This is a genomic window from Streptomyces sp. NPDC058663 (assembly GCF_042716745.1).
Taxonomy (GTDB): Bacteria; Actinomycetota; Actinomycetes; order Streptomycetales; family Streptomycetaceae; genus Streptomyces.
Window position 1 is genome coordinate 121,312 of the sequence record NZ_JBHXRV010000006.1, and the last position, 12,839, is coordinate 134,150.

The window sequence follows — 12,839 nt, forward strand, 5'->3', positions numbered from 1 at the left end:
TCGGGCGTATAACGGGCAGAAAGCGCTCAGGGGTTTTGCGTTTTCGGAGTATTTCGGAGGACAGCTGTGGGACGACTCTTCGGCACCGACGGTGTGCGCGGCGTGGCCAATGCGGATCTGACGGCGGAGCTGGCGCTCGGCCTGTCGGTCGCGGCGGCGCATGTGCTCGCCGAGGCCGGTACTTTTGCGGGCCACCGGCCCACGGCCGTGGTCGGCCGTGACCCGAGGGCCTCGGGAGAGTTCCTGGAGGCCGCCGTGGTGGCCGGTCTGGCGAGCGCGGGCGTGGACGTCCTGCGCGTCGGTGTGCTGCCCACCCCCGCGGTGGCGTATCTCACCGGTGCGCTGGGTGCCGACCTCGGCGTGATGCTCTCCGCGAGCCACAACGCGATGCCCGACAACGGCATCAAGTTCTTCGCCCGCGGCGGCCACAAGCTGGCCGACGAGCTGGAGGCGCGGATCGAGAAGATCTACGACCAGCACCGCGGCGGCGAGGCCTGGGACCGTCCGACCGGCGCGGGCGTCGGCCGGGTCGCCGACTACGACGAGGGCTTCGACAAATACATCGCCCACCTGATGGGGGTGCTTCCCAACCGTCTCGACGGCCTGAAGGTCGTCCTCGACGAGGCGCACGGTGCGGCCTCCCGCGTGTCGCCCGAGGCGTTCGCCAGGGCCGGCGCGGAGATCGTCACCATCGGCGCCGAGCCGGACGGCCTCAACATCAACGACGGCTACGGCTCCACCCACATGGAGCACCTGAAGGCCGCCGTCGTCGAGCAGGGCGCCGACCTCGGTGTCGCGCACGACGGTGACGCCGACCGCTGCCTGGCCGTCGACGCCCAGGGCAACGAGGTCGACGGCGACCAGATCCTCGCCGTCCTCGCGCTCGCCATGCGCGAGGCGGGACAGCTCCGCAAGAACACCGTGGTGGGCACCGTGATGTCCAACCTCGGCTTCAAGCTGGCCATGGAGGCCGAGGGCATCGAGGTCGTCCAGACCGGTGTCGGCGACCGCTACGTCCTGGAGTCGATGAAGGAGCACGGCTACGCGCTCGGCGGCGAGCAGTCCGGACACGTCATCGTCCTGGACCACGCCACCACCGGCGACGGCACCCTCACCGGCCTGATGCTGGCCGCCCGGGTCGCCGCCACCGGCCGCACCCTCGCGGACCTCGCGGGCGTCATGACGCGGCTGCCGCAGATCCTCATCAACGTTCCCGACGTCGACAAGTCGCGGGTCGGTACGTCGGCGGAGCTGGCCACGGCCGTCGCCGAGGCCGAGCGCGAGCTGGGCTCCACGGGCCGGGTGCTGCTGCGCCCGTCCGGCACCGAGCCGCTGGTGCGGGTGATGGTCGAGGCCGCCGACACCGAGCAGGCGAAGGCCGTCGCCGAGCGGCTGGCCGACGTGGTGAAGTCCGCGCTGGGCTGAGCGGCCCCGCACCGCGGGTGAGTGATGGCACGTACGGGAGGGGCCCGACCGGGAGTGCACCGGCCGGGCCCCTCCCGTACGTACCGGAACCGTCAGAGCTTGCGCAGGGAGAGACGCTGGATCTTGTGGTCGGGGCCCTTGCGGACGATCAGCGTGGCGCGGCCCCGGGTGGGGGCCACGTTCTCCAGGAGGTTGGGGCGGTTGATGGTGCGCCAGGTGTTGCGGGCGTACGCCATCGCCTCCTCCTCGGAGACCTGGGTGTACTTGCGGAAGTAGGAGAACGGGTTCTGGAAGGCGGTGGCGCGCAGCTTGCGGAACCGGTTGAGGTACCACTGCTCGATGTCCTCGGGGCGGGCGTCGACGTACACCGAGAAGTCGAAGTAGTCGGCGAGGCCGACCCGGGTCCGGCCGTCGCTGCCGGGCAGGGCGGGCTGCAGGACGTTGAGGCCCTCGACGATCAGGATGTCCGGGCGGTGCACGGTGAGGCGTTCGTCGGGGACGATGTCGTAGATCAGGTGGGAGTAGACGGGGGCGGTGACCTCGTCCTTGCCGGCCTTCACGTCGGCGACGAAGCGGGTCAGGGCGCGGCGGTCGTACGACTCGGGGAAGCCCTTGCGGGCCATCAGGCCGCGCTTCTCCAGCTCCCGCATCGGGTACAGGAAGCCGTCCGTGGTGACCAGCTCCACCCGCGGGTGTTCCGGCCAGCGGGCCAGCAGGGCCTGGAGGAGACGGGCGACCGTGGACTTTCCGACGGCGACGCTGCCCGCGACCCCTATGACGAAGGGCGTGCCGCGCTGGGTGCCGTTCTCGCCGAGGAAGGTGTTGAGGGCGCCGCGCAGATTGCCGGTGGCCCCCACGTACAGGTTCAGGAGGCGGGAGAGCGGGAGGTAGATGTCGCGCACCTCGTCGAGGTCGATGACGTCGCCCAGACCGCGCAGCCGCTCGACCTCCTCGGCGGTGAGGGGCAGCGGCGTCTTCTCGCGCAGGGCGCTCCACTCGGCGCGGGTGAGGTCCAGGTACGGGGACGACTCGGCCCGGCGGGGGGAGCTTCGTGGCGGCGAAGTGATCACCAAGTCATTGTCGGGGCTGCGGGGCGGTTCCGGTCGGTCGGGCGTGGTGGGCTCGGTCACGTGGGAGGGGCTCCGGGGGAGGGTTGTACGGCGGAGGGTTGTACGCGGCTGGATCTCGATTGGGGCGATGAGGGGTCGCACGCTTGTCACGATCACGGGGCCGGCCAGGAATTCAATGTTCCGGCTGGTGAAGAGGCTCTACATTGCATGAGCACAACAGATTCCGCGTGAGACAGGCCGAGCGAACTGCGCGCGGGGGGACCGTTGTTCGGCTCGGCTGATTTCGGCTCGTCGGGCCGGTGTGCTCACCGATTTCCGTTGTTCTCTTCCGGAGGAACCCTTTCATGCGCCGTACGTTGTTCCGTCGTCATGCCGTCGCCGTCGTGTCCGCCGTGTCGCTGACCCTGCTGGTGGGGGCATGCGGGGCCGACAAGTCCGCCGACGCCCCGGCGAAGGGCGACGCCAAGGGCTCGCCGAGCGCTCCCGCGAAGGAGGAGCCGGCGGCCAAGGCCCTGACGGCGGCCGAGCTGGAGAAGGCGGCCATCGAGCAGGCCGACCTGACGACGCACCTGGTGACGAAGGGCACGAAGGCGGATGAGGTCCCGCCGGGTGCCGTCAAGACCGACAAGGCCGAGTGCAAGCCGCTGCTGGACACCTTCTCCGCCGTGCCGTCCGGTAAGCCGGTCGCACACCTGCTGCGCAAGGCGGTCGAGAAGCCCGCGAAGACGAAGACCGACCCGAAGGCCACCGAGGAGGAGAAGGCGAAGGCCGGTCTGAACGCGCTCACCCAGCCGGTCACCGCCGACGTGCTCGCCTCGTACGAGGCCAAGGGCGCGCAGGACGCCTACACCGCACTCGGCAAGGCCGCGCAGACGTGCTCGGGCGGCTTCAGCGGTGAGCAGGCCGGCGAGAAGATCAAGATCAAGAAGATCGTGCCTGACCAGGTGACGGGCGGCGACGAGGCGCAGGGCTGGACGATCACCATGGAGGGCGACGGAAGCGACGTTGTTCTGAAGCTGGCGGCCGTACGCAAGGGCAGCACGCTGGCCACCTTCTCCACGATCAGCCTGGGCGGCACGGTCAAGGCGCAGCCGACCGCGGTGATCGAGGCGCAGCTGAAGAAGCTGGGCTGATTGAGGTGATCGGGGCGCAGCTGAGGAAGCTGGGCTGATTGAGGTGATCGGGGCGCAGCTGAGGAAGCCGGGCTGACCGCTCGGTGGGGTGCTCCCCGGTCGCGGAACCCCGTTCCGGCCTTCGGGCCGGGGCGGGGTTCTGTGCTGTGGGGGTTCCTGGGTTTCCGATGCACGGTTCTGTGCTGTCCGGGGTCCCGGGGTGGCGGCCCCGGCGGCCTACGCTGCTGGGTGGGGCGGGGGGCCCGGGATCCGAAATGGCGCGGTGGCCTCAATGGCCGGAGACATCTGGAGTGAGCACGTGATTGTTGGGGTCGGCATCGACGTCGCCGAGATCGAGCGGTTCGGGGCGGCGCTGGAGCGTACGCCGCAACTGGCCGAACGGCTCTTCGTGGAAAGGGAGTTGATGCTGCCGAGCGGGGAGCGGCGCGGGGTGGCCTCGTTGGCGGCCCGGTTTGCCGCCAAGGAGGCGCTGGCCAAGGCGCTGGGGGCGCCGGCGGGGCTGCTGTGGACGGACGCGGAGGTGTACGTGGAGGAGTCGGGGCAGCCGCGGCTGCGGGTCTCGGGGAGCGTGGCGGCGCGGGCGGCGGCGCTGGGGGTGCGGTCCTGGCACGTGTCGCTCAGCCATGACGCGGGGGTGGCTTCGGCAGTGGTGATCGCGGAGGCATAGGGAGCAGAACGCGAGGGGCGGAACGCGAGAGGCGGCAGCGAGGGGCGCAACGCGAGAGACGGCATGCGAGGGCGGAACGCGAGAGGCGGGACGTCGTGGTGGGGCGGGTGGGCCTTGGGGTGTGGGGTCGGCGGGCGTGGAGCAGACTCGGGGCATGCGGACTGCGTGGAGTGTGGAGACGGTGCGGGGGGCCGAGCGGGAGCTGATGGCCCGCCTGGGCGACGGGGTACTGATGCAGCGGGCGGCTGCCGGGCTGGCTGCCGCCTGCGCCGATGTGCTGGGGAAGGTGTACGGGGCCCGGGTCGTGCTGCTCGTGGGCAGCGGGGACAACGGGGGTGACGCCCTGTACGCAGGTGCGCGGCTGGCCCGGCGCGGTGCCGGGGTGACCGCCGTCCTCGTCGACGCGCGCGGGCGGGCGCACGAGGGCGGGCTCGCCGCGCTGCGCGGGGCCGGCGGCCGGGTCGTACCCGGGCCGCACCGCCCGCACGAGGTGCACGAGGGGGGCGCGGCGGGAGCCGGGTCCGCCGCGTACACCGCGATCGCCCGGGCCGGTCTCGTACTCGACGCGATCACCGGCATCGGAGGCCGGGGTGGGCTGCGGGACGAGGCGGTGCCGCTGGTGCGGGCCGCCGAGCGGTCCGGGGCGGTGCTGCTGGCGGTGGACCTGCCCAGTGGCGTCGACGCGGACAGCGGGCGGGTCGACGGGGAGTGCGTGCACGCGGACGTGACCGTGACCTTCGGGGCGTACAAACCGGGGCTGCTCATCGATCCGGCCCGGGAGTGCGCGGGTGCGCTGCGGTTCGTCGACCTCGGTCTTGAGACCGCCGGGGTGCCGGGCGCGGTCGAGGCGCTCCAGCACGCGGACGTGGCGCGGCTGCTGCCCGTACCGGCCGCGGGGAGCGACAAGTACCGGCGGGGGGTCGTAGGCGTGGTGGCCGGTTCGGACCGCTACCCGGGGGCCGCCGTGCTGGCCGTGGCGGGTGCGCTGCGGGGCGGCGCCGGGGCGGTGCGGTACGTCGGGGAGGGCGGCGACGCGGTGCTGGCGCGCTTCCCCGAGACGCTGGTCAGCACGGGTGCGCCGGGAGAGGCAGGGCGGGTGCAGGCGTGGGTGATCGGCCCCGGGCTCGACGACGGGGCGAAGGACGCGCTGGGTGAGGTGCTGGCGGCCGACGTACCCGTCCTGGTGGACGCCGACGGGCTGCGCGGACTCGACCCGGAGACGGTACGTGCGCGCCGTGCGGCCACCGTGCTGACACCGCACGCGGGAGAGGCGGCACGGCTGCTCGGCGTGGAGCGGGAGGCGGTGGAGCAGCAACGGCTCGACTCGGTACGAAAGCTGGCGGTGTTGTACGGGGCGACGGTGCTGCTCAAGGGATCGACCACGCTGGTCGCGGGCCCGCCGGGCCCGCCGGGCCCGCCGGGCCCGCCGGGCCCGCCGGGCGGCGCGGACGGGTCGGACGGGGAGCTGGGGGGAAGCGGGCCTGCGGGTGGTGACCCTGCGGGCGGGGGCGCTCTGGGCGTTGACCTGGCGGGCGTTGAGCCCGCGGACGGGGGCCCTGCGGGCGGTGGGCCGGGGCCGGTGCGGGTCAATCCGACCGGGACGGGATGGCTGGCCACGGCCGGCAGCGGCGATGTGCTGTCCGGGCTGATCGGGGCGCTGCTGGCGGCCGGGCTGCCCGCGCTCGACGCGGCGTCGGCCGGCGCGTACCTGCACGGGCTGGCGGGGCGGGGGGCGGCCCGGGGAGCGCCCATTTCGGCGATGGACGTGGCGGAGGGACTCGCGGAGGCTTGGCGGGGTGTGCGGGTCTGCTGAGGCTTGGTGGGGCTGAAGGGCCTGAGACCCGGCACGGTCCGGGCCAGGCATGGCCTGACCCCGCCCTCGGCTGTTCCCCCGAACCGCCCGGTTCCCCGCGCCCTGCCCCGGGACGCGGGGAGCCGCACGCACCGCCAGGCGCGTGCGGCTCCCCGTCACACCCCTGCGCCCCGCACTCGTGTCGTGGTGCGGGTCAGGGCGTGGCCGCCGGTGACAGGCCGGGCGTCAGTGGAGTGTTCAGGGTCCATTCCACCGGGATGTGCTCGCCGCCGAAGCCCTGGATGATCAGCTCGTCGTCCGTGAGGCGGCCGTCCCGCTTCCCGCGGACGTCGGTGCCCGGCTTGGCGCCCCAGACGTAGATCCTGCTGCCGACGCCGAGCTTCTTCCACAGGCGTTCCGCGTCGTGCACATAGAGGTTCACGCAGCCGCCGGAGCCCGCCTCGAAGAGGTCGCCATACGTGCCGTGCAGCGCCTGACCGCCGCTGAAGAACTGGCTGTACGGCATGGGGGCGTTGTTGTAGATGGTGGAGAAGTGGTTCTTGTGCTTCCAGTAGACCCGGTGCCAGCCGGTACGGGTCTCGTGTCCACGGATACCGCTGCGGATCGGCACCGGGGCGAAGGTGACCCTTCTGCCGACCTGCACCCACAGGAGCTGGCGGGGGAGGTCCACGCAGGTGACGGAGTAGCTGCGGACCGGGCACCGGCCCGCCGCGTTGGGGTTGCTGCGGGCCTCGCGGACCAGCAGCAGGCCGTACGTCTTCGCGGTCGCGCGGCCGTCCGCCGGGACGATGTTCAGCTGCCGCTGGAGCCTGCGGATGGCGACGCAGTCCGCCGGTGACTGCTTGCCGTCGACCGTGAGGCGCAGCTTGCGTTCCAGTTCCTTCTGGTACGGGCCGGTGGGGGCGGTGCACGGCGGCTCCGGCGCTGCTGCCGGGAGCACTGCCGGTGTGACGGGGCGGGGGGAGGCGAGGGACGTCTCGGCCGCCGCCGACGCGGCCGGGAAGGCCGCCCCCACGGAGACGAGTGCGGCCAGCGCGGATATACGGGCGGGGCGGGTGGCCCTCATGGTTCCTCAGCTCCTCCGGCGAACGGCGGCACCCCGACAGGGGCCCGCCTCTCGTCCCATCCGGCGGCCCCGCCGCCCCGCGCGCCAGGCACGGCTCGCCGGGCGGGTGAACGCCCGGGCCAAATGTGTGACATGACGTGAAGACGCGCATACGCACAGGCAGCTGACGCCGCGGGGAGTCGGGTGGCGTGGGTCACCAGGGTCCCCGCCCCGGCTGGGCCTGTCGTACCCCTCTGCGAGACTGGGCGGGATGACCTTGAGAGACGAGACCGTGGCGAGCGACGTGATGAGCATGGCGACGAGTCGGCCGACGACACCGGCGACGGTGGGTGCCCCCCTGCGCGCCCGCGCAGAGATCGACCTTGCCGCGCTGCGCGCCAACGTCCGTTCGCTGCGCGAGCGCGCCCCGCACGCCGCACTGATGGCCGTCGTGAAGTCGGACGCGTACGGGCACGGGGCGCTGCCCTGCGCCCGCGCGGCCCTGGCCGCCGGCGCGACCTGGCTCGGCACGGCCACTCCGCACGAGGCCCTCGCGTTGCGCGCCGCCGGGATCACCCCCGACCGGGCCCGTGTGATGTGCTGGCTCTGGACCCCGGGCGGGCCCTGGCGCGAGGCCATCGAGGCGGATCTCGACCTGGGGATCAGCGGCATGTGGGCGCTGCGCGAGGTCACCGCTGCCGCCCGCACCCTTGGACGCACCGCCAGGATCCAGCTCAAGGCCGACACCGGCCTCGGACGCAACGGCTGCCAGCCCGCCGACTGGCCCGAGCTCGTGGCCGCCGCCCGTGCCGCCGAGGCCGAGGGCACCGTCCGGGTGACCGGTCTGTGGTCGCACTTCGCGTGCGCGGACGAGCCCGGCCACCCGTCCATCGAGCTCCAGCTCACCGCCTTCCGCGAGATGGTGGGCTACGCGGAGGCCCAGGGCCTGGCCCCCGAGGTGCGCCACCTCGCCAACTCGCCGGCGACCCTGACCCTGCCGCAGTCGCACTTCGATCTCGTACGGACCGGAATCGCGATCTACGGGGTGTCGCCGAGCCCGGAGCTGGGCACACCCGCCGAGCTGGGGCTGCGGCCGGTGATGAAGCTGGCCGCTTCCGTGGCCCTGGTGAAGGACGTTCCCGCGGGTCACGGCGTGAGCTACGGCCATCACTACATCACCGAGCGGGACACCACCCTCGGCCTGATCCCGGTGGGTTACGGGGACGGCGTCCCGCGCAACGCGTCCGGGCGCGGCCCGGTGCTGGTCGGCGGCCGGTGGCGGCGGGCCCGCGGACGGATCGCGATGGACCAGTTCGTGGTCGATCTCGGCGGTGAGACCCTTGCGGCCGGGGCAGAAGCAGTCCTGTTCGGGTCGGGAGAGCGGGGCGAGCCGACCGCCGCGGACTGGGCGCAGGCCGCGGACACGATCGCGTACGAGATCGTCACGCGCATCGGTCCACGTGTTCCGCGTGTCTATGTGAACGAAGAGGATGGCGGGACGGCAGAGGGCGGAGGCGTCGGGGGAGGCGCCGGCGTCGGTGACGATGTCGTCGGCGGGGTCGTCGGTGACGATGCCGTCAGTGGGCAGGAGGGCCGGGAGGGCCCGGCCAGGGACCGGTAGGCAGCAGCCAGGCACCAGCGAGGAGCGGCACGTGAGCGAGAGCAGTGCGGAGGGGGTCGTCGCCGCGGCACTGGCGGCGGCCGAAGCGGCCGATGCCGCGCCGGCGGGCACCTGGCGCCGGGCCGGACTGGCCGGAGCCGCCATAGGCGTGGTCGCCGCGGGCGCGGCCGCCGGTGTCGCCATGGAGCGGCTCACCGTCGGCCGGGGCATGCGCAAGAAGGCCCGTCTCGCCCTGGACGCGGCCGGGCCGTACGGAGCCCTGCGCGGCACCCCTGGCACCGCTCTCGCCGACGACGGCACCGAGCTCTACTACGAATGCGACGAGCCGCAGGCGGACTCGGCCAAGCAGCGCCGCAAGCTCTTCGGCCGCCGCGGGTCCGCCCCGGTCACGGTCGTCTTCAGCCACGGCTACTGCCTCAACCAGGACTCCTGGCACTTCCAGCGCGCCGCCCTGCGAGGCACCGTGCGCGCCGTCCACTGGGACCAGCGCAGCCACGGCCGCTCCGCGCGCGGAGCGGCCCAGGCCGACGGCGTGCCCGTCGACATCGACCAGCTCGGCCGCGATCTCAAGGCCGTCATCGACGTGGCGGCCCCTGAGGGGCCACTGGTGCTGGTGGGGCACTCGATGGGCGGCATGACGGTGATGGCGCTGGCCGACCAGTACCCGGAACTGATCCGCGAGCGCGTCGTCGGCGTCGCCTTCATCGGTACGTCCTCGGGACACATGGGCGAGGTGAACTTCGGGCTCCCGGTCGCCGGGATGAACGCGGTGCGCCGCGTCCTGCCCCGCCTGCTGCGCACGCTGGGCTCGCAGGCGGAGCTGGTCGAGCGGGGGCGGCGGGCGACCGCCGACCTGTTCACGGGGATAGTCAAGCGGTACTCGTTCGGGTCGCGGGACGTGGACCCGGCGGTGGCGCGGTTCGCCGAGCGGCTCATCGAGGGGACCCCGATCGACGTGGTCGCGGAGTTCTACCCGGCGTTCCAGGACCACGACAAGGCGGTCGCGCTGCAGGTCTTCGCCGAGGTGCCGGTGCTGGTGCTGGCCGGGGCGAAGGACCTGGTCACCCCCAGCTCGCACAGCGAGGCCATCGCGGCGCTGCTGCCGGACGCGGAACTGGTCGTGGTGCCGGACGCCGGTCACCTGGTGATGCTGGAACACCCCGACCTGGTGAACGGCCGTCTCGCGGACCTGCTGGCCAGGGTCGGGGCGGTCCCGCCGACGGCCCGCACCTGTCCGGCCGATCCTGTCGGACAGTGAGACGCGCCGACGATCCCACTGCCGCCCCGACCCGTGACACGTTCCGCCGGACAGGCCCTAACGTTGACCGGCATGGAAGCACCGCACAGCGGGGCGGCTGAGCACGCCCCCGGTACCGACCCGGTCCACTCGTACTCCCTCACCGTCCACTCGCCCGCCGAAATGGGTGAGCTGGGGCGCGCGCTGGCCGCACTGCTGCGCCCCGGCGACCTGGTGATGCTCACCGGCGAGCTCGGCGCGGGCAAGACCACGCTCACCCGCGGTCTCGGCGCAGGACTGGGGGTGCGCGGCGCCGTGACCTCGCCGACCTTCGTCATCGCCCGCGTGCACCCGCCGCTCGCGCAGGGGCCCGCGCTGGTCCACGTCGACGCCTACCGGCTCGGCGGCGGGCTCGACGAGATGGAGGACCTCGACCTCGACGTGTCGCTGCCCGAGTCGGTGATCGTCGTGGAGTGGGGCGAGGGCAAGGTCGAGGAACTGTCCGACGACCGGCTGCACGTGGTGATCGACCGCGCGAAGGGCGACACCGACGACGACGTACGCCGGGTCCGGCTGGACGGGATCGGGGCGCGCTGGGCGCGGGTGGACCTGGCGGGGCTGGGGGCCTGAGGGACGCGGAAGCAGCACGACTGAGGGACGCGGAAGCACGACTGCGGGGCACGGAAGCACGACTGCAGGACACGGAAGTACGACGACTGCGGGGCGCCGGAGGTGGGAACTCCGGCGCCCCGCCGCGCGTTGTCCCCGTACATTCCGACAAGCTGTCGGGAAGATGTTGCGTCGGGGGCCCCGGACATGGTCACATGGGACCGGAGTCCTTGGTTAGGTATACCTAACCACGTCTCGCTGCGCCTGCTCCCGTCGCGCCTGCCCCCGTCGCCCCAGGAGGCGTCCATGTCGGCACCGGAACGAGAAGTCGAGAAGCCCATGACGCCTGCCCCCGTCACTACGGGCCCTGCGGACGGCGCCCCCGTGACCATGCGCGCGCTGCTCGCCTCGTGCGCGGCGGCCACGGCGGTCTCCACGCCGCCGCGGGACAAGGCACGCGACAAGGCGGGGGACAAGGCGCGCGAGAAGGCACCGGCCGGGGAACCGGCAGGCACGGGTACGGCGGTCACGCGTGCGGCCGGCACACGTGCGACGGACACGCGAGCAGCGGGCACCGAAAAGGGGACCGCCGAGCGGCGCGACGCCGCTTAGACGGCCCCCCGGGGGTACTGGGGACTCTCCGGAGGAGGGTGCAGGGGAAGGGCCCCTGTGGGCTACGGGACGACCACGACCTTGACGTTGACCGTCGCGAACTCCCACATCCGGTTCGCGTCCGCCCGGGTCATCCGCACCGCGCCCGTCCCCTCCTGCGGAGAGGCGCCCGGGCCCGGCATCGTGCCGTCCACCGCCGCGCTGAATCCGACCGTCACGCCGTCCACGCTGGTGAACCGCACCACGTGCTCCACCGGCTTGCCGTCCGACCCCGTGACCTTCAGGGAGCGGGTGGAGACCCGGTAGGTGTCCGGCGCGGGGCTGACCGCGCTCGGCGCGACCGGGTAGGTCGGCGGCTTCTGGCGCGCCGCCGCAGGGGCCTCGGTGTCCACCAGCCACACCCGCTTGCCGGACAGCGAGTACACGACCCGGGTGCCCGTACCCGAGTTCGCGGGCAGGGCGAGCGGCGAGGGCTTGGCCGTCTTCCCCTTGCCCTGGGGAACCGTGGGCGAGGCGGTCGCACTGGGCATGGCCACCGTGTCCGGCACGTTCGCCGACGCCTGGTAGGCGAGGAAGCCGACGACGGCGAGTGCCCCGGCGGTGAGCCCGGCCACGATTCCCGAGCTGCTGCTAGCCACCTTGCTGCACCTTTCGATCACCACTCGCGGACCCCTGCGCGGACGGCCCGCACGAGGTTCCGCACGACTTTGTCGTGACGGTAGCAGCAGCCGCCCCAGCCGTCCGGACGCCGTGCTTCCGCCGCGTGGGCCGTAGGCTGTTTGCGTGCTCCTGCTCGCTGTTGATACCGCCACCCCCGCCGTCACCGCCGCCCTCCACGACGGCAGGTCCGTCGTCGCCGAGACCACCCAGGTCGACGCCCGCCGGCACGGGGAACTGCTGCTGCCCCTGATCGACGCGACCCTGCGCGAGGCCGGGCTGAAACTCGATGCCGTCACCGGCATCGTCGTGGGCGTCGGCCCCGGTCCCTACACCGGACTGAGGGTCGGGCTCGCGACGGCGGAGACCTTCGGATTCGCGCTCGGCGTCCCGGTCCACGGCCTGTGCACGCTGGACGCCCTGGCGTACGCGGCCGGGGTCGAGGCCGGTGTCGAGGGCCCCTTCGCGGTGGCCACCGACGCCCGCCGCAAGGAGGTCTACTGGGCGCGCTACGACGACGCCCGCACCCGCACCACCGAGCCCGCCGTGGACCGCCCCGCCGACATCGCCGAGCGCCTCGCGGGGCTGCCGGTGGTCGGCGCGGGCGCGCTGCTCTACCCCGAGGCCTTCCCCGACGCGCGCGGCCCCGAGCACGTGTCGGCCGCGGCACTCGCGTCCCTGGCCGCCGAGAGGCTGGCGGCCGGGGCGCAGGCCGTGGGCAAAACGCCCGTCGGTGAAACGGCCGCCGGGACAGCGGCGGCAGGGGAGCGGGGCGACGGTGAGCCGACGGCAGAGGAGCAGAGCGGCGGGGAGCCGACGCCAGAGGGGCGGACCGAGGCCGGCGGGAAGCCGACCACCGGGTACGGCTTCCTGCCCCCGCTGCCCCTCTACCTGCGCCGCCCCGACGCCCAGGTGCCCAAGAACTACAAGGTGGTCACCCCCAAGTGACC

12 protein-coding genes are annotated in these 12,839 nt (G+C 73.2%); 9 read left to right on the top strand and 3 right to left on the bottom strand.

Translation table 11 applies throughout. The features are described 5' to 3' along the window. The first annotated feature begins 66 nt into the window (after positions 1 to 66). Complete coding sequence (gene glmM, locus ACFWVV_RS06440) at positions 67 to 1,425, top strand: phosphoglucosamine mutase (protein WP_384349995.1); 1,359 nt, start codon at positions 67 to 69, stop codon at positions 1,423 to 1,425. A gap of 92 nt (positions 1,426 to 1,517) precedes the next feature. On the opposite strand, the gene coaA is transcribed toward glmM, so the two are convergent. Next, positions 1,518 to 2,495 (bottom strand): type I pantothenate kinase, encoded by a 978-nt coding sequence (gene coaA / locus ACFWVV_RS06445; RefSeq protein WP_384349998.1) that lies wholly within the window; start codon positions 2,493 to 2,495, stop codon positions 1,518 to 1,520. A 344-nt stretch (positions 2,496 to 2,839) separates the two neighbouring features. Here coaA and ACFWVV_RS06450 point away from each other — a divergent pair, with 344 nt between their 5' ends. The 3 genes from ACFWVV_RS06450 to ACFWVV_RS06460 all read left to right on the top strand — a co-directional run bounded on the left by ACFWVV_RS06450 (position 2,840) and on the right by ACFWVV_RS06460 (position 6,108). Then, on the top strand, positions 2,840 to 3,628 hold the full coding sequence (locus ACFWVV_RS06450; protein ID WP_384350001.1) for a hypothetical protein: 789 nt from the start codon (positions 2,840 to 2,842) through the stop codon (positions 3,626 to 3,628). 298 nt (positions 3,629 to 3,926) lie between these two features. Beyond that, on the top strand, positions 3,927 to 4,295 hold the full coding sequence (locus ACFWVV_RS06455) for a holo-ACP synthase (RefSeq protein ID WP_384350004.1): 369 nt from the start codon (positions 3,927 to 3,929) through the stop codon (positions 4,293 to 4,295). A gap of 154 nt (positions 4,296 to 4,449) precedes the next feature. Then, positions 4,450 to 6,108: a bifunctional ADP-dependent NAD(P)H-hydrate dehydratase/NAD(P)H-hydrate epimerase gene (locus ACFWVV_RS06460; protein WP_384350007.1), complete on the top strand. Its 1,659-nt coding sequence runs from the start codon at positions 4,450 to 4,452 to the stop codon at positions 6,106 to 6,108. A 193-nt stretch (positions 6,109 to 6,301) separates the two neighbouring features. Here ACFWVV_RS06460 and ACFWVV_RS06465 read toward each other — a convergent pair whose 3' ends face one another. Beyond that, positions 6,302 to 7,174 (bottom strand): L,D-transpeptidase, encoded by an 873-nt coding sequence (locus ACFWVV_RS06465; RefSeq protein WP_384350010.1) that lies wholly within the window; start codon positions 7,172 to 7,174, stop codon positions 6,302 to 6,304. 292 nt (positions 7,175 to 7,466) lie between these two features. Here ACFWVV_RS06465 and alr point away from each other — a divergent pair, with 292 nt between their 5' ends. The 4 genes from alr to ACFWVV_RS06485 all read left to right on the top strand — a co-directional run bounded on the left by alr (position 7,467) and on the right by ACFWVV_RS06485 (position 11,232). After that, positions 7,467 to 8,774 carry an alanine racemase gene (gene alr, locus ACFWVV_RS06470; RefSeq protein WP_384350163.1) on the top strand — a complete coding sequence of 436 codons (1,308 nt, stop codon included), beginning with the start codon at positions 7,467 to 7,469 and terminating at the stop codon, positions 8,772 to 8,774. A gap of 31 nt (positions 8,775 to 8,805) precedes the next feature. Then, positions 8,806 to 10,032, top strand: a complete 1,227-nt coding sequence (locus ACFWVV_RS06475) for an alpha/beta fold hydrolase (protein WP_384350013.1) — start codon at positions 8,806 to 8,808, stop codon at positions 10,030 to 10,032. A gap of 72 nt (positions 10,033 to 10,104) precedes the next feature. Further along, a complete protein-coding gene (gene tsaE / locus ACFWVV_RS06480) occupies positions 10,105 to 10,641 on the top strand; it encodes a tRNA (adenosine(37)-N6)-threonylcarbamoyltransferase complex ATPase subunit type 1 TsaE (RefSeq protein ID WP_384350017.1) in 537 nt (178 codons plus the stop codon). A 285-nt stretch (positions 10,642 to 10,926) separates the two neighbouring features. Further along, positions 10,927 to 11,232 (top strand): hypothetical protein, encoded by a 306-nt coding sequence (locus tag ACFWVV_RS06485; protein WP_384350021.1) that lies wholly within the window; start codon positions 10,927 to 10,929, stop codon positions 11,230 to 11,232. A gap of 62 nt (positions 11,233 to 11,294) precedes the next feature. On the opposite strand, the gene ACFWVV_RS06490 is transcribed toward ACFWVV_RS06485, so the two are convergent. Further along, on the bottom strand, positions 11,295 to 11,870 hold the full coding sequence (locus ACFWVV_RS06490) for a hypothetical protein (protein ID WP_384350024.1): 576 nt from the start codon (positions 11,868 to 11,870) through the stop codon (positions 11,295 to 11,297). A 145-nt stretch (positions 11,871 to 12,015) separates the two neighbouring features. Here ACFWVV_RS06490 and tsaB point away from each other — a divergent pair, with 145 nt between their 5' ends. Then, the gene (gene tsaB / locus ACFWVV_RS06495; RefSeq protein ID WP_384350027.1) at positions 12,016 to 12,837 is read left to right on the top strand and encodes a tRNA (adenosine(37)-N6)-threonylcarbamoyltransferase complex dimerization subunit type 1 TsaB; all 822 of its coding nucleotides are present in this window, start codon (positions 12,016 to 12,018) and stop codon (positions 12,835 to 12,837) included. Positions 12,838 to 12,839 lie beyond the last annotated feature (2 nt).

Coding starts and splice junctions, on each gene's coding strand:
- alr (WP_384350163.1), top strand. CDS start 7,467: ATGGCGACGAGTCGGCCGACGACACCGGCGACGGTGGGTGCCCCCCTG.
- ACFWVV_RS06460 (WP_384350007.1), top strand. CDS start 4,450: ATGCGGACTGCGTGGAGTGTGGAGACGGTGCGGGGGGCCGAGCGGGAG.
- tsaE (WP_384350017.1), top strand. CDS start 10,105: ATGGAAGCACCGCACAGCGGGGCGGCTGAGCACGCCCCCGGTACCGAC.
- ACFWVV_RS06465 (WP_384350010.1), bottom strand. CDS start 7,174: ATGAGGGCCACCCGCCCCGCCCGTATATCCGCGCTGGCCGCACTCGTC.
- ACFWVV_RS06485 (WP_384350021.1), top strand. CDS start 10,927: ATGTCGGCACCGGAACGAGAAGTCGAGAAGCCCATGACGCCTGCCCCC.
- ACFWVV_RS06450 (WP_384350001.1), top strand. CDS start 2,840: ATGCGCCGTACGTTGTTCCGTCGTCATGCCGTCGCCGTCGTGTCCGCC.